Source organism: Actinoplanes sp. NPDC049118 (genome assembly GCF_040648555.1).
Taxonomy (GTDB): Bacteria; Actinomycetota; Actinomycetes; order Mycobacteriales; family Micromonosporaceae; genus Actinoplanes.
On the sequence record NZ_JBEZDY010000030.1, the window covers coordinates 98126 to 116075 of the forward strand.

The following is a 17950-nucleotide window of genomic DNA, read 5'->3' on the forward strand; positions in this document are numbered from 1 at the left end:
GCTCGGAAGCGAGGATGATGGCGATGACCCAGGACGGCAGGCGGGTGACCATCGCGGCCATCGCCGACGCCGCCGGCGTGTCCGTTCCGACGGTGTCGCGGGTGCTCAACGGGCGTACGGACGTGTCGTCGGAGACGCGTGAGCGGGTCGAGCAGCTGTTGCGCGAGCAGGGTTACCGGCGCCGGAACTCTCGGCAACCCGGCCGCGCGCAGCTGATCGATCTGGTCTTCAACGACCTGGACAGCCCGTGGGCGGTCGAGCTCATCCGCGGCGTCGAGGACATCGCACACGCGGCGGGGGTCGGCACGGTCGTCTCGGCGGTGCACCACGAGGCCACGGCGACCCGGCAGTGGCTGGCGAACCTGCGGGCGCGCACCTCGGACGGCGTCATCTTCGTGATGTCCGACGTGAACTCGCCGGTCCTCGCCCAGATGCACCGCCTGCACATCCCGGCCGTGGTGATCGACCCGGCGAACGGCGCGGGCGCCGACGTGCCGACCGTCGGCGCGACGAACTGGGCGGGCGGGCTCAGCGCCACCGAGCATCTGATCGCCCTCGGGCACCGCCGGATCGGCCTGGTCGCCGGCCCCAGGGACCTGCTCTGCAGCCGGGCCCGGCTGGACGGCTACCGGGCCGCGCTCGACGCCGCCGGCATCGCCGTCGACGACGCGCTGATCGTGCCGGGCGACTTCCACCACGAGTCCGGCTTCGCGGCCGGCGGGCGGCTGCTCGATCTGGCCGACCCGCCGACGGCCGTCTTCGCCGCCAGCGACCAGATGGCGCTCGGCGTGTACGAGGCCGCGCGCCGGCGCGGGCTACAGGTGCCGGCCGACCTGAGCGTGGTCGGCTTCGACGACCTGCCCGAGGTGCGCTGGTCCTCGCCGCCGCTGACCACCGTGCGGCAGCCCCTCGCCGAGATGGGCGGGCTCGCCGCGCGCACGATCCTGCGGATGGCGCGCGGCGAGACCCTTCAGGCCCCTCGCGTCGAGCTGGCGACGGAGCTGGTGGTCCGGGACAGCACCGCCGACGCCGACCTGGTCACTTCCCGAAGCCCGCGGTGAGGCCGCTGAGCAGCTGACGCCGGCCGACGGCGTAGCAGATCAGGATCGGCAGCGTGGTCAGCACGACGGAGGCGAGCACGGCCGGCACGTTGACGCCGTACTGACCCTGGAAGCTCCACAGTCCCAGCGGCAGCGTGCGCTGGTCGGGACTCTGGGTGAGGATCAGCGGCAGGATGAACCCGTTCCAGACGCCCAGTCCCTGATAGATGGTCACGGTGACCAGCGCGGGGCGGGTGAGCGGGAAGGCCAGCCGCCAGAGGGTGCCCCACTCGGTGGCGCCGTCGAGGCGCATCGACTCGAACAGCTCCTTCGGCACGTCCCTGATGAAGTTCGCGAGCACCAGCACCGACAGCGGGATGGCGAAGGCGATCGACGGCAGAATGATCGCCATCAGGGTGTCGTACATCTGCATCCGGATGATGATTAGGTAGATCGGGATGACCACCGCCTGCAACGGGATCGCCAGGCCCATCAGGAACAGGCCGTTGACCGAGCGCAGGAAGCGGCTGCCCGCCCCGCCGCGCACGATCGCGTACGCCGCCATGAACGAGATCAGCACCGCCGGCAGCGTCGCACCCGCCGTGACCGCCAGGCTGTTGGTGAAGTACCGCGCGAAGTCGGCCTCGAAGACCTGCCGGTAGTTCTCCAGGGTGGGATCGGCCGGCGGGACGAGCGGGTTCTGCGCGTAGTAGTTCGCCCGCGTCTTGAAGCTGGTGATGACGATCCAGTAGATCGGCAGCATCACCACCAGCAGCCACAGCCAGCCGAAGCCGCCGCCGAGCCAGTTCCAGCGCCGCAGCACCGACGGCCTGCGCCGCGGCCCGCCGTGCCGGGTGGGTGCCGGCCCCGCGGGTTTCGGCAGTGCCGGCCGGGTCGAGATGGCCATCAGGCACCTTCCAGTTGGCTGTCGGTCGCGCTGCCGCCGCCGATCCGGCGCAGCAGCAGGGCCAGACCCAGGCCGACGAGCACCAGGATCACCGCGATGGCGCTGGCCGGTCCCATCAGGTTCGCCTTGAACCCGGTCTGGTACATCTCGAGCGCCAGCACCCGGGTGGCGTCGCCGGGCCCCCCGGCGGTGAGCACGAAGATCAGGTCGAAGAAGGTCAGCGACCCCACCACCATCAGCGTCGACGAGGTGATGATCGTGTACTTGAGCTGCGGCAGGGTGATGTGGAAGAACGTGCGTACCCGGCCGGCGCCGTCGATCTCCGCCGCCTCGTACATGGACCTGGGTATCTGCCGCACGCCGCCCTGGTAGATCAGCGAGTGGAACGGGATGAACTGCCAGGACACCACGAACACCACCACGCACAGGGCCAGGTTGCCCTGGCCCAGCCAGTCCTGGTTGAGCAGCGGGATGTTCAGCCCGGCGCCCAGCCCGAAGTTCGGGTTCAGCAAGGCGCTGTAGGTGATCGCGATGGCCGCCGAGCTCAGCAGCAGCGGGATGAAGTACAGCACCGCCAGCAGCCCGCGGTACCGCTTGTGCGAGGCGAGGAAGACGCCGATGAGCAGGCTCAGCGGCGTCTGGAAGAGCCAGGAGAGCGCCATCACCAGGAACGTCACCCAGACGGCGTGGGCCAGCCCGGGCTCGGTCAGCACGTGCCGCCAGCTGTCCAGGCCCGCCGGGTGGATGTCGCCGATGCCGTCCCACTGGGTGAAGCTCAGGCCGAGCACGCCCAGCAGGGGCACGACGCCGAACGCCACGAACATGGCGAGCGCCGGCAGCACCATCCAGGACACGGACCTGCTCCGCCCGCCGGTGGAGGAGCGTCCCGCCAGTGCGTCCGGGGGCGGAGCAAGGGCCGTCACTTGCCGATGACCTGGTTCATGTTGGTGACCCACTGCTGGGGCGTGACCTGCAGCTGGAACAGCTTGGCGATGTTGTCCAGCAGGGCCTCGGCGGCGGTCGGGCTCAGCGCCTGGTCCCACGACTGCGCGAAGACCTTGGCGTTGACGGAGGTGTCGTAGACGTACTTGAGGAACGCGGCGTCCGGCGAGGCGCCCAGGATGGCCTCGGTGCCCTTGGCTACCGGTACCGAGCCGCCGTCGTTGATCCAGGCCTTGGTCTCGTCCGCGTCGAGCACGCCGCTGGTGAAGAACTTCTTCGCGGTCTCCTTCTGCTCGGCCGTGGCCTTGGACGAGATCGCGAGGTACTGCCCCGGGTTGCCGACCGTGTTGGTGGGGTCGCCCTTGCCGCCGGCGACCGGCGGGAAGTTCATCCAGCCGAGGTTGCCGCCGGAGACGAAGTTGCCGCCGTCGTTCTTCATGCTGCCGTAGGTCCAGCCACCGTGCAGCATCATCGCCGCCTTGTCGGTGTAGAGCAGGGCCTGGTCGGCGTTGCCGGCGGCGTCGACCGAGGAGAAGCCCTTGCCGAACGCGCCGTCCTTCACCATCTGCTGGATCTTGGTGAGCATGTCCAGCACGGCCGGGTCGGACCAGGCGTCCTTCTCGCCGTCGAAGACGCTCTGGAAGACCTCGGGGCCGCCGATGCGGTCGAGCAGGAACTCCAGCCACATCATGTTGGTCCAGCGGGACTTGCCGGCCAGCGAGAACGGCGCGACGCCGGCCGCCTTGAACTTCGGCACCAGCGCCATCATGTCCTCGAACGACTGCGGCGGCTGCGCGCCGGCCTTCTCGAAGACCTTCTTGTTGTAGTACAGGATGATCGGCTGCACGGTCTCGCACGGCATCGCGTAGATCTTGCCGCCGATGGTCGCCGGGCCGAACGACGACGGGAACAGCCGGTCCTTGACCGCGGCGTTCTCGCCGAACCAGCCGGTCAGGTCCTCGACCTGGCCCGCGTCGACGTAGCTCTTCAGGCCGCCGCCGCCCCAGCCCCAGATCAGGGTCGGCGCCTGGCCGGCGCCGATGGCCGTCTTGATCTTCTGCTTGTAGGCGTCGTTCTCGAACGCGGTGAACTCGAGCTTGTTGTTCGGGTTGGCCTTGTTGAACCGCTCCGCCGCGGTCTGCCGGATTCCCTCACCGGGCTGTCCGGTGAGGAACCAGTAGCTGGCCGTTCCGGCCTTGTCGCCGCCGTTGGAACCACCGCCGGGGCCGGAGCTGCCGCAGGCGGCCAGGGCGGCGCCGGCGCCGGCGGCGGCGGTGAGGCTGAGGAAGTTGCGACGGGATATCGGGCTGCGCTCCACGCTGATCTCCGTACTCGAGAGCCGCACGGATGCGGCGAGTCGATGGCTGAGGGGGTGACGGTCGATCCCGGCCCCAGGATTCTGGAACTTTCGATCGACAACCGCAAGTTACCGAGAGATTTTGTTAACGTAGGATTTCGCGATTGACGTGTCAAGGCCCTTGAAAGACTCGTGCTTTACCAGCGAGAGTGGACCCCATCGCAGCGCGTGAAGCACCGACTGACGGCCCCCCAGGTCACGATCCGGTCGCGGCCAGATCTCACTGAAAGTCCGAAAGTTTCGGAGCCTCGGCGCCCGTCCGGCTCGTAAGGAGAACCATCGTGACGACACCTGACTGGCACGACCCCACGTTGCCCGTCGCCGACCGGGTCAGCCTGCTGCTGGCGCAGATGACCCTCGAGGAGAAGGTCGCGCAGCTGGGCAGCCGGTGGGTGCGCAACGCCATGGAGGAGGCCGGCCGGACGGACGCCGATCCTGAGGCCACCCACAACGTCGCGCCGATGCAGGACGTCTTCGCCGCCTCCGGCACCGTCTCGCTGGAGGACGCGAGCCGGCACGGGCTGGGCCACCTCACCCGGGTCTACGGCGGCATCCCGGTCACCGTCGAGGAGGGCGCGGCCGAGGTGATCCGCCAGCAACGCGTCGTGATCGAGGGCAGCCGGCTGGGCATCCCGGCGCTGGTGCACGAGGAGTGCCTGACCGGCTTCACCACGTACGGCGCGACGGTCTATCCCGCGGCGATCGCCTGGGGCGCCACCTTCGACCCGGATCTGATCGGGCGGATGGCCGCGGCGATCGGCCGGGACATGGCCGCGGTCGGCGTGCACCAGGGCCTGTCCCCCGTCCTCGACGTGGTCCGCGACTACCGCTGGGGCCGGGTCGAGGAGACCATGGGCGAGGACCCGTACCTGGTGTCGATGCTCGGCGCCGCGTACGTCCGGGGCCTGCAGAGCGCCGGCGTCGTTGCCACCCTCAAGCACTTCGCGGGCTACTCGGCCGCCCGCGCCGCCCGCAACCACGGCCCGGTGCCGATGGGACGCCGCGAGCTGATGGACATGATCCTGCCGCCGTTCGAGGCCGCGGTGAACCTCGCCGGCGCCGGCTCGGTGATGAACTCCTACTCCGACGTGGACGGCGTGCCGGCCGCCGCCGACCCGTGGCTGCTCACCGACGTGCTGCGCGAGCAGTGGGGCTTCACCGGCACCGTGGTCTCCGACTACTGGGCCGTGCCCTTCCTCGCCACCATGCACCGCGTCGCGGCGGACACCGGCGAGGCCGGCGTGCTGGCACTCACCGCCGGCATCGACGTGGAGCTGCCGGACACGCTCGGCTACGGCGCCGCCCTGGTGGAGCGCGTACGCCGCGGCGAGGTCGCCGAGGAGCTCGTCGACCGCGCCGCCCGGCGGCTGCTCACCCACAAGGCCGAGCTCGGCCTGCTCGACCCGGACTGGACCCCCGAGGGCTCGGTGGCGCGCGCGGCCGGCACCGACCTCGACTCCCCCGCCAACCGGTCGCTGGCCCGCGAGATGGCCGAGCGCTCGATCGTGCTGCTGGAGGCCGGCACGGCGCTGCCGGTGCTCGGCGAGGACCGGCCGCCGCTGCGCCAGGTGGCCGTCGTCGGGCCGTGCGCCGACGACCCGCGCACGTTCATGGGCTGCTACGCGTTCCCGAACCACGTCCTGCCCCGGCACCCCGGCCTCGGCCTGGGCATCGAGGTGCCGACGGTGGTCGACGCCCTGCGGCTGGAGCTGCCGGACGTCAAGATCGTGTACGAGCAGGGCACCGGGGTGCAGGGCTCGGACCGTTCCGGCTTCGCCGCCGCGGTGGCCGCGGCCCGGGACTCGGACCTGTGCGTGGCGGTCGTCGGTGACCTCGCGGGTCTGTTCGGCCACGGCACGTCCGGCGAGGGCTGCGACGCCGAGGACCTGCGCCTGCCGGGCGTGCAGGCGGACCTGCTCGCCGAGCTGCTCGAGACCGGCACGCCGGTGGTCGTGGTCGTCGTCTCGGGCCGCCCGTACGCGCTGGGCGACGTGCACGGCCGGGCCGCCGGCCTGGTACAGGCGTTCATGCCGGGCGAGGAGGCGGGCCCGGCGATCGCCGGCATCCTCAGCGGACGGATCCAGCCCGGCGGCAAGCTTCCGGTGCAGATCCCCCGGCACGCGGGCGGCCAGCCGGGCACCTACCTGCAGCCGCCGCTGGGCGCGGACCGCACGGACATCAGCAACCTCGACCCGACGCCGCTGTTCCCGTTCGGCCACGGGTCGTCGTACACCACCTTCGAGGTCGGCGACCTGGCGATCGACGCCGCGGAGGTGCCGACCGACGGCGAGTTCACGGTGTCGGTCCGGGTCCGCAACACGGGTGCCCGGGCGGGCGACGAGGTGGTCCAGCTCTACCTGCACGACAGGGTCGCGCAGGTGACCCGCCCGGTGAAGCAGCTGACGGGCTTCGCCCGGGTGCATCTCGCGGCGGGCACGGGCGCCGAGGTCCGTTTCGCGGTGCACGCCGACCGGACCGCGTTCACGGGCCGCGACCTCGAACGCGTCGTCGAGCCCGGAGAGATCGAGATCATGGTCGGCACGTCGGCGGTGAACCTGCCGTGCCGCGGCTCGGTGCGGCTGACCGGTCCGCTGCGCACGGTCGGCGCCGGCCGCCGGCTCATCACCGGAGTAGAGGTGATCCAGGACGCCCGGTGAGAGGGGCAGTGGCGGCGGTGCCGGCTCGGCCGGCGCCGCCGTCGCCCGTCAGCCCGCCGGCTGCGGGAGCGCTCGGCCCGGTCCGTACGTGGTGCCGGCGCGGTCGCGTTCCAGCCAGCCGGTGTCGACCATCATCCGCCGCACTCCCGCCACGTCGTCGGTGACCTCGGCCAGCCGGCGGTTGATCTCGTCCTCGCCGCACAGGCCGTCGAGCGCCAGGAACCGGGCCAGCAACTCACCCAGCAGCGGGGTGCGTTCGCTGAGCGTCGGCGGCATGGCGCTCAGCCGCCCGTGCGAGAAGTTGGCCCGCAGCTGCGGATAGTCCGCGAGCAACGGCGCGATCGGCTGGAGGCGGTCGACGGCCGCGGCCGCCTCGCGCAGCCCCTCGGGCCGAGCCCGGTAGACCCCGTCGCCGAAGCCGGTGGCGAGCCCGAGCGCGACCAGCCGGGCGCAGGCGTCGCCGGTCTTCGGCAGCGGCAGGTCGAGCGCGTAGGTGAGCTCGGCCAGCGTGGCGCCCTGGTCTCCGCGGCGGACCAGTTCGGCGAGCGCGAGCAGCCGCGTCTGCCCGGAGAGCTGGGCGAGAACCTCGGCGGCGCGGGCGGCTTCGATGCTCATCGCGCCACCGTAGGTGCGCCGCGGTCGGCCCCGCATCCGGTTTTCGCCCGTCAGACCTCGACGATGGCGCCGGTCTCGTCGATCACGTGGGTCTTCCAGTACTCGTCCCACTCGTCGCCGACGTGCTTCGGGACCTTGCCATCGGGGAAGCGGACATAGCCGGCCGGCGGCTCCTGGTCCTCCGGGACGCAGTCGCGCCCCGTCGAGCCGACCGCCGCGACCGGGTACTCGTCGCCGCGGCAGATCGCCTCGTTCCACGAGCAGCCCGCGGCCAGCAGGGTCGCCGCCAGCGCCGTCGTGCCGAGCAGGGTGATGGTCAGCTTGCGGGTTCGGCTCGTCGATCGCATGGCGGTAAGTCTCGCCGAACCCGGACGCTCCGCCATCCGTATGCGTACTCATCGTTGCCCGCGTCCCGCAGCGGCCGTTACCGATCCGTTACCTACCGCCTGTCGCCCGGGCGGGCGAAGTCCGGCGTCCTATCTAGGCAAGCCGCACAGCGGGGGCCGAAAGTGGAGTGGAACAGATGACGGTGTCGCACACCTGACACGTCCCGTGAATGCGGGAGCCGGGCGCGAAACGAGTGAGCACGATCGGTGGACATGCACCACCGATTGCCCATTGTCATGCGCTCGACAATGGATCAATATCCCTGCCGCCGGATCTTTCTTTCCGGCGGCTTTGAGCTGCACTTTTGTGGTTAGGAACGACAGTTTCCGGGCGACTTTCGCCCGTGTGCTACACAGTGCACATCGGCCGTTCAGCCGCTGTTAACCGGCGGCAGAAAGGTCGATGATGGCCGGATATCGGTCACCGCCGAACGGTGATCTTCGTCCACCCCGGCCTTCCATGATTGCGATGATTCTCGGGGGCACGTTGTTCACGCAATTGATTGAGACGACTTCGGCGACCGGCCGGGTATTCCACCGCGACCTGGAGGCATCGGCATGATCGCGCACAAGCTGTACCGGCTGCTGCCGAAGAGCCGCCGCCTGCAGATGCTCGAGGTGCTGCCGCCGGACCGTCGCCTGTGGCTGGTGCGCCGGCTGACCCGGCAGCGGGCGCTGGGATCGCCGGCCGCGGCGGGAGACCTCGTCACGGCCCGCGACCGGGGCGCCGCCGTGCGGGCCCGCGTCGCCGTCGCCGCCACCCCCGCCGGTGCCTGGCGCCGCAATCTCGACGCGGTCGTCGCCGTCCTCGACGCCGCGGAGATCGACTACTTCTGCCTGCGCCCGCACGGCTACCAGCACAGCGCCATCGCGGTGTCCGTCGAGGACCGGGCCCGTACGCTCGCCGCGCTGCACGGCGCCCCCGAGCTGGCCGAGGCGCAGGTCCGCGTCGGCGACGTCACCGACCGGGGCTTCCGGGCCGGCCGGACCGCGCGCAGCGGCATCCAGGTCTACTTCCCGGTCACCGACCCGCGCGGCACCACCGTGCTGGGCAGCGGATCCGCCTGCGAGATCGAGTTCTGGCGCCGGGTGCCCGGCGCCGGCGGCGCGCCCGACACGATCGCCGGGCCGCGCGGCAACCAGGTGGCCACCGCGCTGCCGGCCGAGGCCGAGGTCCGGCACGTTCCCGCCGTGACGCTGAGCCAGTTCATGCCGCTCACCGAGACCGGGCCTCGGTACCGGACCCGGGAGGAGTTCGCCGGGACCCCGGCGGGCCACGTGCGCTTCCCCATCGACGCCGTGTACACCTGGGTGGACGGCGGCGACCCGGACTGGCTGCAACGCAAGAACGCGGCCCTCGCCTCCCTCGGCCAGCAGCAGATCAACACCATCGCCACGAACCAGTCCCGGTTCATCAGCCGTGACGAGCTGCGGTACTCGCTGCGCTCGATGGCCGCGTTCGCGCCCTGGATCCGGCGGATCTTCCTGGTCACCGACGACCAGATCCCGCCGTGGCTGGACGAGTCCGCACCGCGGCTGACCGTGGTCAGCCATCGTGAGCTGTTCGGCGACACCGGCGCGCTGCCGACCTTCAACTCGCACGCGATCGAGTCGCGCCTGCACCGCATCCCGGGGCTGGCCGAGCACTTCATCTACTTCAACGACGACATGTTCTTCGGCCGCCCGGTGCTGCCCACCGCGTTCTTCCACGCGAACGGCATCGCCAAGTTCTTCCAGTCGACGGCGCAGCTCGAGGCCGGGCCGGCCACCGTGCACGACGCGCCGGTCACCGCGGCGGGCAAGAACAACCGCCGGCACATCGAGGAGCACTTCGGACTCAGCATCGCGCAGAAGATGCAGCACGTGCCGTACGCGCTGCAGAGGAGCGTGCTGGAGGAGATCGAGCAGACCCTGCCGGACGAGGTGGCGCGGACGGCGGAACACCAGTTCCGGCACCCGGGCGACCTCTCGATCCCGTCCTCGCTGCAGCACTACTGGGCCTTCCTGACCCGGCGCGCGGTGCCCGGCTCGATCAAGTACACCTACGCCGACCTGGCGCACCCCTCGACGCCGGTACAGCTCGCGTTCCTGCTGGCCAAGCGGCACTGTGACGTCTTCTGCCTGAACGACACGGACTCCGCGGAGGTGGCGCTGGCCGAGCAGGCCGCGATGATGGCGGACTTCCTGCCGCACTACTTCCCGTTCCGCTCGCCGTTCGAGCTGCCCGACGAACAGGCCGCGGAGCGCAGCGGCTTCAGCGCGACCGAGCTGGCCCGGGCGGCGGCGCGGCCGGGCAAACGCCTCGTGCCGCGGCAGGCCACCAAGGAGTACGTGCGGGACCACCGTGGCTGAGCGACGCGTCAGGATGACCATCGACCTGCTGCCGCGCACGGTGCACGTGCACGAGCGGCTCACCCCGCTGCGGGCGCGAGCCCTCAACCTCGCCGCGGTGACCGGGGCGCTCGAGGCCGCCGGGCTCGAGCACTTCGTCGTCCGGGGCACGCAGGACTGCGCCTCCGTGGTCGCGGTCCGCGAGGACCGGCGCGCCGAGGTGCTCGCGAGCCTGCGGGCCCTGGGCGACGCCTCCGCGGCGTACGTGGCCTCCGTGCTGCCCAGGCCCCCGGCCCGGGACCTGTTCGGCGAGGCCGGCGAGCCGGGCTCCTGGCGCAGGCCGGGTCAGGCGAAGGTGCTGCGGCTCTTCTGGTTCCGCACCGACACCGCACAGGCACTCGTCCACGACCGCGAGTACGGGTGCGACGTCGAGTTCTGGGAGGCGGGCGACGACGGCATGCTCACCGCGCCCCGCCCGAACAGGGTGACCGGCCGCGTGCCGGCCGGCGCCGCCGCGGTGCCGGCGCCGGCCGGGCTCTTCACCCGCCTCGGCGGTGACGCTCAGGCACCGGCGCGGGTGCGCACCAGGCCCGAGATGACGGTGACGCTGCCGGACGACGTCGGCTTCCCGATCGACGTGGTCTACACCTGGGTCGACGGCACCGACCCTGACTGGCAGCGCCGCCGGGCGCAGGTGACCGGCGAGACCTACCACGAGGAGTCGGCCAGCGCGGCCCGCTTCCTGAGCCGCGACGAGCTGCGGTACTCGCTGCGGTCGGTGCACGCGAACGCGCCGTGGGTGCGCAACATCTTCATCGTCACGGACGACCAGACGCCGGAGTGGCTGGACACGAGCCGGCCGAACCTGCGGGTGGTCAGCCACAAGGAGATCTTCAGCGACCCGAGCGTGCTGCCGGTCTTCAACTCACACGCCATCGAGAGCCAGCTGCACCACATCGACGGGCTGGCCGAGCACTTCGTCTACTTCAACGACGACATGTTCCTCGGCCGTCCGCTGATCCCCCAGGCGTTCTTCCTCGCCAACGGGCTGTCCCGCTTCTTCCTCTCACAGGGACAGGTGCCGCTCGGCGGGATCTCGCCGGAAGACACCCCCGTCGACGCGGCCTGCAAGAACAACCGCCGGCTCCTGGAGGAGCGGTTCGGCGTCACCATCACCCAGGTCTTCCAGCACGTGCCCTATCCCCTGCGGCGCAGCGTGCTCAGCGAGATCGAGGCGGAGTTCCCGCGGGAGTACGCGGCCACCATGGCGTCGCGGTTCCGCAGCCGGCAGGACCTCTCCACCGTCTCCAACCTCTACCACTACTACGCGTACCACAGCGGGCGGGCGCTGCCCGGCGCCGTACGGTACGGCTACCTCCAGCTCGCGGTGCCCGACCTGGCCGCGCGGCTCAACCGGGTCCTGGCCCGCCGCGACTGGGACGCGTTCTGCCTCAACGACGCCTACTCGGAGCCGGAGGAGCTGGCATACCAGCACGCGGTGCTGCTGCCGTTCCTGGAGAGCTACTTCCCCGTCGCCAGCCCGTACGAGCTGAGCTGACGTGCGGATCTCATTCCTCGTGCACAACGTCTACGGCGTCGGGGGCACGATCCGCACGGTGATCAACCTGGCCCGGGAGCTGTCCGTGCGGCACCACGTCGAGATCGTCTCGATCCTGCGCCGGCTGGACCGCCCGATGCTCGACATCCCGTCCCGGATCTCGGTGGTGGGGCTGGTCGACCTGCGTCCCGGCACCGCGGACTCCGAGGACCCACGCGGCCGGGAGCTGTCGACGCTCGTGCCGGTCCAGGAGGAGTTCTTCCGGTTCTACAGCCGGCTCACCGACGAACGCATCGCCGGCTACCTGCGGCAGACGACCGCGGACGTGGTCGTCGGCACCCGCTCGGCGCTGAACCTCTGCGTGGCCCGGCTCGCCCGCCCGGACCAGGTGCGGATCGCCCAGGAGCACATGACGCAGGACTCGATCCCGGCGGCGGTGCGCGAGGAGATGCGCCGGCACTACCCGGCGTTGTCGGCGGTGGTCACCGTGACCGAGGCCGACGCGCTGGCGGTACGCGCCCGCCTGCCCGCCGCCGACCTGCCGATCCTGCCCATCCCCAACAGCGTGCCCGACCCGGGCATCGCCCCGGCGGACGGCGGCAGCAGGATCGTCGTCGCCGCCGGGCGCCTCGCCACCGTCAAACGGTACGAGCTGCTCGTGCGCGCGTTCGCCAAGGTGGTCGCCGAGCGGCCGGACTGGAGCCTGCGCATCTACGGCGGCGGCGGGCAGGCCGCCGGGCTCGCCACCCTGATCGCCGACCTGGACCTGCACAACCACGTCTTCATGATGGGCGCGTACACGCCGCTGGAGGCGGAGTGGACCAAGGGCTCGATCGCGGCGGTCACCTCGAGCAAGGAGTCGTTCGGGATGACCATCGTCGAGGCGATGCGCTGCGGGCTGCCGGTGGTGAGCACCGCCTGCCCGGTCGGCCCGGCGGAGATCATCAAGGACGGCGTCGACGGGCTGCTGGTGCCCACCGGCGACGTCGACGCGATCGCGGCGGGCCTGCTCCGGCTGATCAACGACGACGGGCTGCGGGCCGCACTCGGCCGGGCGGCCCGGGAGAACTCCCGGCGCTACGACCCCGCACCCGTCGCGGCGCGGTACGCCGAGCTGTTCGCCCGGCTGCACCCCGGCGGGGGCGCGCTGACCCGGACGGCCGCGGGCCTGGCCGCGCCGGTGCGCCGGCTGCGCGCCGAGGGCGAGCTCGCCCTGCTCCGCGCCCTGCCCGGACGGTGGCGGCCCGCCGGGGCTCAGGAGCGGCACACCGGCGACTGCCGGATGCACGGCAGCCGGGTCGTCGTCGAGGTGCCGCACGACCGGCTCGCCCGGACCATGACCCACCTCGTCTTCCGGCCCCGGGGAGCCGAGCCGGACCGCGGGCTGGTGCGGCTGCCGCTGGTGGGCGGGAAGCCGCACTGGGAGGCCTCCTTCCCCGCCGACGCCCCGCTGCTGGACGAGGGGCGCTGGGACCTCTTCCTCGCCGACCGCCGCGGTCGGCGGTACCGGCTGCGCGCGGGCCGGCTCGACGTTCGCGGCCTGCTCGGCGGGTGCGCGGAGACCGCGCCGTTCACCCGCAACGTCCCGTACCCGACGACGGACGGCTTCCTCGCCGTCGCCGCCTGGCGGCGCGAGCGGCACGCCGAGGCGGACCGGATCCGGTACGGCGACGGGGCGGTCACCGTCACCGGCCGGCTCGTCGCCGGGGCGTTCGGCGACCGGGTGCCCCGGCTGCGGCTGGTCCGGCGCGGCGACCTGCCGGGCGAACTGACCGTCCCGGGCACCAGCAGCGGCGGCGCCGACTTCGGCTTCGACGTGCCGCTGCGCCTGCTGGCCGGGCGGCGGCTGCTGCGGCTCGAGGACTGGGACGCCGAGGTGAGCGCGGGCGACGACGGCACGCCGGCACCGCTGGCCCGGCTGATGGACGACGTCGTCGAGCGCAAGAAGACCTACGTGTACCCGGCGGTGCGGGTGGACGAGGACGCGCCGGCCGGGCTCCACGAGGAGTACCCGCCGGCGGAGATCTGGGTCAGGCCGTACTTCACCGTGCAGAGTGGCCTGGCGTTCGCGGTCTCCGACCGGGAGGACGAGCCGGTGAGGCGGTAGGACCGGGTGGCCGCCCACGCCGTCGTGGGCGGCCGCCCGGCTACGCGAACTGCGGGATCACGTCGCGGGCGAGGCGGAGCATCGGCTCGTGGTCGTAGGCGACCCGTGGCACGTACACGATCACGTAGTCGGCGCCGGCCTCGACGATCCGCTCGATCCGGGCGATGGTGTCGGCCGTGGACTCCTTGAGGTCCAGTTCCAGCCCGGTGGACTTGATGATCCGGTCGTAGTCGCGGCCCAGGTCGTCGCAGTGCCGGCGCAGCACCTCGAGCTTCTGCCGGATCAGCTCGGGGTTCCCGCCGCCGACGTTGCAGGCATCCGCGTACTGCGCCACGAGCTTCAGGGTGACCTTCTCGCCGCCGCCGCCGAGCCAGAACGACGGATGCGGCTTGCGGACGCCCTTGGGCTCGTTGATCGGGGCGTCGATCGAGTAGTGCCGTCCCGAGAAGACCGGCCGCTCCTCGGTCCACATCCGGTGCACGATCTCGACGGCCTCGCGGAATTCGCCCATCCGCTGCGGCACCTCGGTCCACTCGTAGCCGTAGGCCTTCCACTCGTGCTCGTACCAGCCCGCGCCGAGCCCGGCGTAGAGGCGGCCGTGGCTGGCCACGTCGACAGTGGACGCGATCTTGGCGTACAGCGAGGGCTGGCGGTAGCCGTTGCAGCCGACCATCTGTCCGATGTTGACCCGGGTGGTGTCGCGGGCCAGCGTCGAGGTGACCGTCCAGCACTCGAAGGTGGTGTTGATCGTCGGCTCGGGAATGGTGTGGAAGTGGTCGTAGACCCACACCGAGTCCCACGGGCCGGCGTCCGCGGCCCTGGCGACCGCGGTCATCGCCTCGTACTGCTCGATCGGGTCGGCGATCTCGACCAGGTCCTGCTTCCATCCCTGCGGCACGAAGACTCCGAAACGCACGCTCATGCCGAGCAACGTACCCGATCTTGGCGGGCCCCTCAGCCTTGCGGAAGGGCGTTGTACGCCAGCCGCGCGACGGCGGCGGCGAACAGGCTGCCGGCCGGGCAGTGCGCGGCGACCGGCCGCACGTCGGCGCCGGTGCTGAGGCCGTGCAGCGTCGGCAGCATCGCCACCCGCAGGCCGAGCCGCAGCGCCGCGACGGTCAGCGAGCCGAGGCCGGTCGACGCGCCGAGCACGGCGTGCGCCGGCTCGCGCAGGCCGAACGCCCACCAGCCGTCCCCGGTGGTGGGCCCGAGCACCGCGTCGAAGTCGCCGAGCAGTCCGATCGCGCCGCTCAGCAGGTCCGGGGAGAGCTGCGGGACCTCTGTCGAGACGAGCAGGGCCGGTCCGGACCGCCGGCGGGTGCCGGCGAAGGCCCACTCCAGCGGGACGGCCGCGCGGGCACGGCACGGCACGGCCCGCACGGCCCGGATCGTGTCGGCGGCGGCCGCGCTCGCGAGCGTCGTGGCCTGCTCGCACGAGTACTGCGGGCGGAGCCGGTCGGCGGGACCGGCGAGGCCGGTCACGAGTTCCACGCCGACCCCGCCGGCGCCGGTCGCCGGCCGGGGCCCGCACGGCCGCACCCGGCCGGCGTCGGGCCGCCGCCCGCCGGCGGGGCTGTCCCGGGTACGCCGCCGGGCCGGGCCGCCGGCGTGCGGAGCGCGAGGTGGAGTCATGGCACATCCATTCGCAAGACGCGGACGGTCACCCCGCCCACCGGGTAGGTGGCCGGAACGCGGCGAATGGTTGCCAGGATCCGGAAACTTTCCTTGGCGAGCGGGGCCGGGTCGTCACGCCGGACCGGGTGGCACGCGTGGAATTGACATGGGCCGATTGCTCGGCGAGGCTGAGCGCGCATCCCGTCGGGCCACGCGGCGGGCGGAAGCCATGGGCAGCTTTCGCCGTACCCATCTCGACGCGTGCCCTTTTCCTCGAGGGCCACCGATCCCACGGAGTGCTGATCCCCCATGTCCTCTTCGCTACGAATCCGCATTCTCGTCAGCGGGCTCGTCGGAGCCGTCGTCGCCGCCCTGGCGATGACGGTGCTTCCGGCCGGGCCCGCGTCCGCGCACGGCAACGTCACCGGGCCGGCCTCGCGCAACTACGGCTGCTACGAACGGTGGGGCAGCAAGTTCCAGGACCCCACCATGGCGACCGCGGACCCGATGTGCTGGCAGGCCTGGCAGGCCGACCCGAACGCCATGTGGAACTGGAACGGCCTGTTCCGCGAGGGCGTCGCCGGTAACCACCAGGCGGCCATCCCCGATGGTCAGCTGTGCAGCGCCGGCCGCACCCAGAGCGGGCGGTACAACGCCATGGACACCGTCGGCGACTGGAAGGCGACCTCGGTCGGCAACACCTTCAACGTGCGGCTGTTCGACGGCGCGCTGCACGGCGCCGACTACATCCGGGTGTACGTGACCAGGCCGGGCTTCAACCCGGTCACCACGGCGCTGAAGTGGTCCGATCTGGAGCTGGTCAGCCAGATCGGCAACACGCCGGCCTCGCGGTGGACCACGGTCAGCGGCGGCGTGCAGATCGACCTGCCGGTGGCGCTGTCCGGGCGTACCGGGCGGGCGATGGTCTACACCATTTGGCAGGCCAGCCACCTGGACCAGTCGTACTACTTCTGCAGCGACGTCAACTTCAGCGGCGGCGGCTCGACCCCGCCGACGACGCCACCCACGACGCCGCCGACGACACCGCCCACCACACCGCCGACCACACCGCCCACCACCGCGCCGACCACGACGCCGCCGGCGGCCGGTGCCTGTTCGGCGACGTACACGGTGGCCTCCACGTGGCAGGGCGGCTTCCAGGGCGACGTGGCGGTCCGGGCCGGCTCGGCCGCGATCAAGGGCTGGACCGTTCGGCTGACCTACCCCGGCAGCCAGTCGGTGCAGCAGGGCTGGAACGCCACGGTCACCGCCGCCGGCAACACGGTGACAGCGGCCAATGCGAGTTACAACGGCGCATTGGCCGCCGGCGCGACGACGAATTTCGGATTCATCGGCTCCGGCGCGAGCACCACCCCGACGGTCACCTGCACCGCGACCGTCTGAGCAATTTCTCCAACCCCTTCCAACGGATCGTCGGGGCGGTTACAGTCATCTTTGGGAGCGCTCCCAAAGAACTGCCCCGACGATCTGGAGGTGACCCGGCAAGTCAATTCGCGTGGCCCGGCTCCCGACACAGATGATCCGTCCGAACGGAATTGGACGGGGGACGAGGCGCCCTCCTCGTCCCCCGTTTCCCCTTAACCGATCCCCGAAGGCCTGCGGCAGCGTTCCCCACCGCGGGCCTTCGTGCCTGTGGTCAGCCGGGTTCCAGCCGTCGAGGCACCCCGCCGGCGCGTGGCTCGCCGCCGTCGCATCGCTCAACTGCGGACGGTTACCGTTCACCGTCGCGCCCGCGCCGACGTCGCGCTGCTCCGGCGGCCGGGCGTCCTTCCAGGAGAAACCGCTCGGGTCCGGCCACGGCTGGGCCGCGCGGATGTCCGCGCCGGGCGACGTGTTCCGGGTCAGCACCCGCGGATTCGCGGTGGGGTCGCCGCCCGAGAGGCGGTACCGGGCCCGCATCACCGGCCGGCCGCGAGTTCAATCCCGGGGTGGCGGAAGCGAGACATAGCCGTTGTTCGACCGATAGCGGGTCGACCAAAAGGTCGCAATTATCGAAGACGGGCGCACCACTGCCGCAGATTGAATCGATTTCGCCCTCGATGCAGCTCTTGCAGGAATAGGCGTGCACCAGGCCGTCTGACATTACCCAACCCCTGCCGGCCTGCCTTCATGCATGGAACGCAAGGGCCCGCGAGACGCCATTGGCGGTCTCGTTGTAGGCGTTGGCGGTGGCGGTGGACGCGTTGATCGCCAGCACCGAGTCGACGGCGGCCCGCACGGTCCGGACATCGCCGCGCCGTCGGCGGTCGCGGCCCGCGCCGGTTGTGCCGCCGGCCGTTCCGCCGGCGAGGATCGCGGTGCCCGCCGAGCGCGAGGTCGGCTCCGGCCGGTGAACTCGGACGGGGATTCGCACCTGGCGACCGACCTGATGGAACACGACGACAGCCAGCCCTGGCGCATCGTGCGGGAGAAGGA

At 71.7% G+C, this 17950-nt stretch carries 14 protein-coding genes; 6 read left to right on the forward strand and 8 right to left on the reverse strand.

Going from position 1 to position 17950, the window contains the following annotated elements; all coding sequences use genetic code 11:
* Positions 1-17: 17 nt before the first annotated feature.
* On the forward strand, positions 18-1061 hold the full coding sequence (locus AB0B58_RS35175; protein WP_360233056.1) for a LacI family DNA-binding transcriptional regulator: 1044 nt from the start codon (positions 18-20) through the stop codon (positions 1059-1061).
* On the opposite strand, the gene AB0B58_RS35180 is transcribed toward AB0B58_RS35175, so the two are convergent.
* From AB0B58_RS35180 to AB0B58_RS35190, 3 genes are all read right to left on the reverse strand, one after another.
* On the reverse strand, positions 1039-1947 hold the full coding sequence (locus AB0B58_RS35180) for a carbohydrate ABC transporter permease (protein ID WP_360233014.1): 909 nt from the start codon (positions 1945-1947) through the stop codon (positions 1039-1041). The genes AB0B58_RS35175 and AB0B58_RS35180 overlap by 23 nt on opposite strands.
* Entirely contained in the window at positions 1947-2792 is an 846-nt protein-coding gene (locus AB0B58_RS35185; protein WP_360233059.1) for a sugar ABC transporter permease, read from the reverse strand. Before AB0B58_RS35185 ends, AB0B58_RS35180 begins: the two co-directional genes overlap by 1 nt.
* Before the next feature lie 74 nt (positions 2793-2866).
* Positions 2867-4207, reverse strand: coding sequence for an extracellular solute-binding protein (locus tag AB0B58_RS35190; protein WP_360233017.1), 1341 nt, complete (start codon positions 4205-4207; stop codon positions 2867-2869).
* Positions 4208-4527: 320 nt separating this feature from the next.
* Between AB0B58_RS35190 and AB0B58_RS35195 the strand changes: the two genes are divergently transcribed.
* The gene (locus AB0B58_RS35195; RefSeq protein ID WP_360233020.1) at positions 4528-6903 is read left to right on the forward strand and encodes a glycoside hydrolase family 3 N-terminal domain-containing protein; all 2376 of its coding nucleotides are present in this window, start codon (positions 4528-4530) and stop codon (positions 6901-6903) included.
* Between the two features lie 48 nt (positions 6904-6951).
* Here the strand turns inward: AB0B58_RS35195 and AB0B58_RS35200 are convergent, their stop codons facing one another.
* Both AB0B58_RS35200 and AB0B58_RS35205 read right to left on the reverse strand, forming a co-directional pair.
* Positions 6952-7518: a DUF2087 domain-containing protein gene (locus AB0B58_RS35200; protein ID WP_360233023.1), complete on the reverse strand. Its 567-nt coding sequence runs from the start codon at positions 7516-7518 to the stop codon at positions 6952-6954.
* Positions 7519-7568: 50 nt separating this feature from the next.
* Positions 7569-7865, reverse strand: coding sequence for an SCO0607 family lipoprotein (locus tag AB0B58_RS35205; protein ID WP_360233026.1), 297 nt, complete (start codon positions 7863-7865; stop codon positions 7569-7571).
* Positions 7866-8462: 597 nt separating this feature from the next.
* Here AB0B58_RS35205 and AB0B58_RS35210 point away from each other — a divergent pair.
* Genes AB0B58_RS35210 through AB0B58_RS35220 form a run of 3 tightly spaced genes read left to right on the forward strand, consistent with a single transcriptional unit; the run spans position 8463 to position 13900 of the window.
* Positions 8463-10256 carry a stealth family protein gene (locus AB0B58_RS35210; protein ID WP_360233029.1) on the forward strand — a complete coding sequence of 598 codons (1794 nt, stop codon included), beginning with the start codon at positions 8463-8465 and terminating at the stop codon, positions 10254-10256.
* Positions 10249-11793, forward strand: coding sequence for a stealth family protein (locus tag AB0B58_RS35215; protein ID WP_360233032.1), 1545 nt, complete (start codon positions 10249-10251; stop codon positions 11791-11793). Before AB0B58_RS35210 ends, AB0B58_RS35215 begins: the two co-directional genes overlap by 8 nt.
* Before the next feature lies 1 nt (position 11794).
* Positions 11795-13900: a glycosyltransferase family 4 protein gene (locus AB0B58_RS35220; RefSeq protein ID WP_360233035.1), complete on the forward strand. Its 2106-nt coding sequence runs from the start codon at positions 11795-11797 to the stop codon at positions 13898-13900.
* Between the two features lie 40 nt (positions 13901-13940).
* Here the strand turns inward: AB0B58_RS35220 and AB0B58_RS35225 are convergent, their stop codons facing one another.
* Both AB0B58_RS35225 and AB0B58_RS35230 read right to left on the reverse strand, forming a co-directional pair.
* A complete protein-coding gene (locus AB0B58_RS35225) occupies positions 13941-14822 on the reverse strand; it encodes an LLM class F420-dependent oxidoreductase (protein WP_360233038.1) in 882 nt (293 codons plus the stop codon).
* A gap of 32 nt (positions 14823-14854) precedes the next feature.
* Entirely contained in the window at positions 14855-15532 is a 678-nt protein-coding gene (locus tag AB0B58_RS35230) for a DUF2064 domain-containing protein (protein WP_360233041.1), read from the reverse strand.
* Between the two features lie 291 nt (positions 15533-15823).
* Between AB0B58_RS35230 and AB0B58_RS35235 the strand changes: the two genes are divergently transcribed.
* Positions 15824-16918: a lytic polysaccharide monooxygenase gene (locus AB0B58_RS35235; protein ID WP_360233044.1), complete on the forward strand. Its 1095-nt coding sequence runs from the start codon at positions 15824-15826 to the stop codon at positions 16916-16918.
* A 724-nt stretch (positions 16919-17642) separates the two neighbouring features.
* Here AB0B58_RS35235 and AB0B58_RS35240 read toward each other — a convergent pair.
* Positions 17643-17950 (reverse strand): hypothetical protein (locus AB0B58_RS35240; protein ID WP_360233047.1); only part of this gene is annotated, 308 nt, incomplete at its 5' end.

Excerpts from the sequence above, each read along its gene's own strand:
- AB0B58_RS35175 (WP_360233056.1), top strand. The coding sequence starts at position 18 with ATGGCGATGACCCAGGACGGCAGGCGGGTGACCATCGCGGCCATCGCC.
- AB0B58_RS35230 (WP_360233041.1), bottom strand. The coding sequence starts at position 15,532 with ATGACTCCACCTCGCGCTCCGCACGCCGGCGGCCCGGCCCGGCGGCGT.
- AB0B58_RS35235 (WP_360233044.1), top strand. The coding sequence starts at position 15,824 with ATGTCCTCTTCGCTACGAATCCGCATTCTCGTCAGCGGGCTCGTCGGA.
- AB0B58_RS35200 (WP_360233023.1), bottom strand. The coding sequence starts at position 7,518 with ATGAGCATCGAAGCCGCCCGCGCCGCCGAGGTTCTCGCCCAGCTCTCC.
- AB0B58_RS35210 (WP_360233029.1), top strand. The coding sequence starts at position 8,463 with ATGATCGCGCACAAGCTGTACCGGCTGCTGCCGAAGAGCCGCCGCCTG.
- AB0B58_RS35225 (WP_360233038.1), bottom strand. The coding sequence starts at position 14,822 with ATGAGCGTGCGTTTCGGAGTCTTCGTGCCGCAGGGATGGAAGCAGGAC.
- AB0B58_RS35180 (WP_360233014.1), bottom strand. The coding sequence starts at position 1,947 with ATGGCCATCTCGACCCGGCCGGCACTGCCGAAACCCGCGGGGCCGGCA.
- AB0B58_RS35185 (WP_360233059.1), bottom strand. The coding sequence starts at position 2,792 with ATGGTGCTGCCGGCGCTCGCCATGTTCGTGGCGTTCGGCGTCGTGCCC.
- AB0B58_RS35205 (WP_360233026.1), bottom strand. The coding sequence starts at position 7,865 with ATGCGATCGACGAGCCGAACCCGCAAGCTGACCATCACCCTGCTCGGC.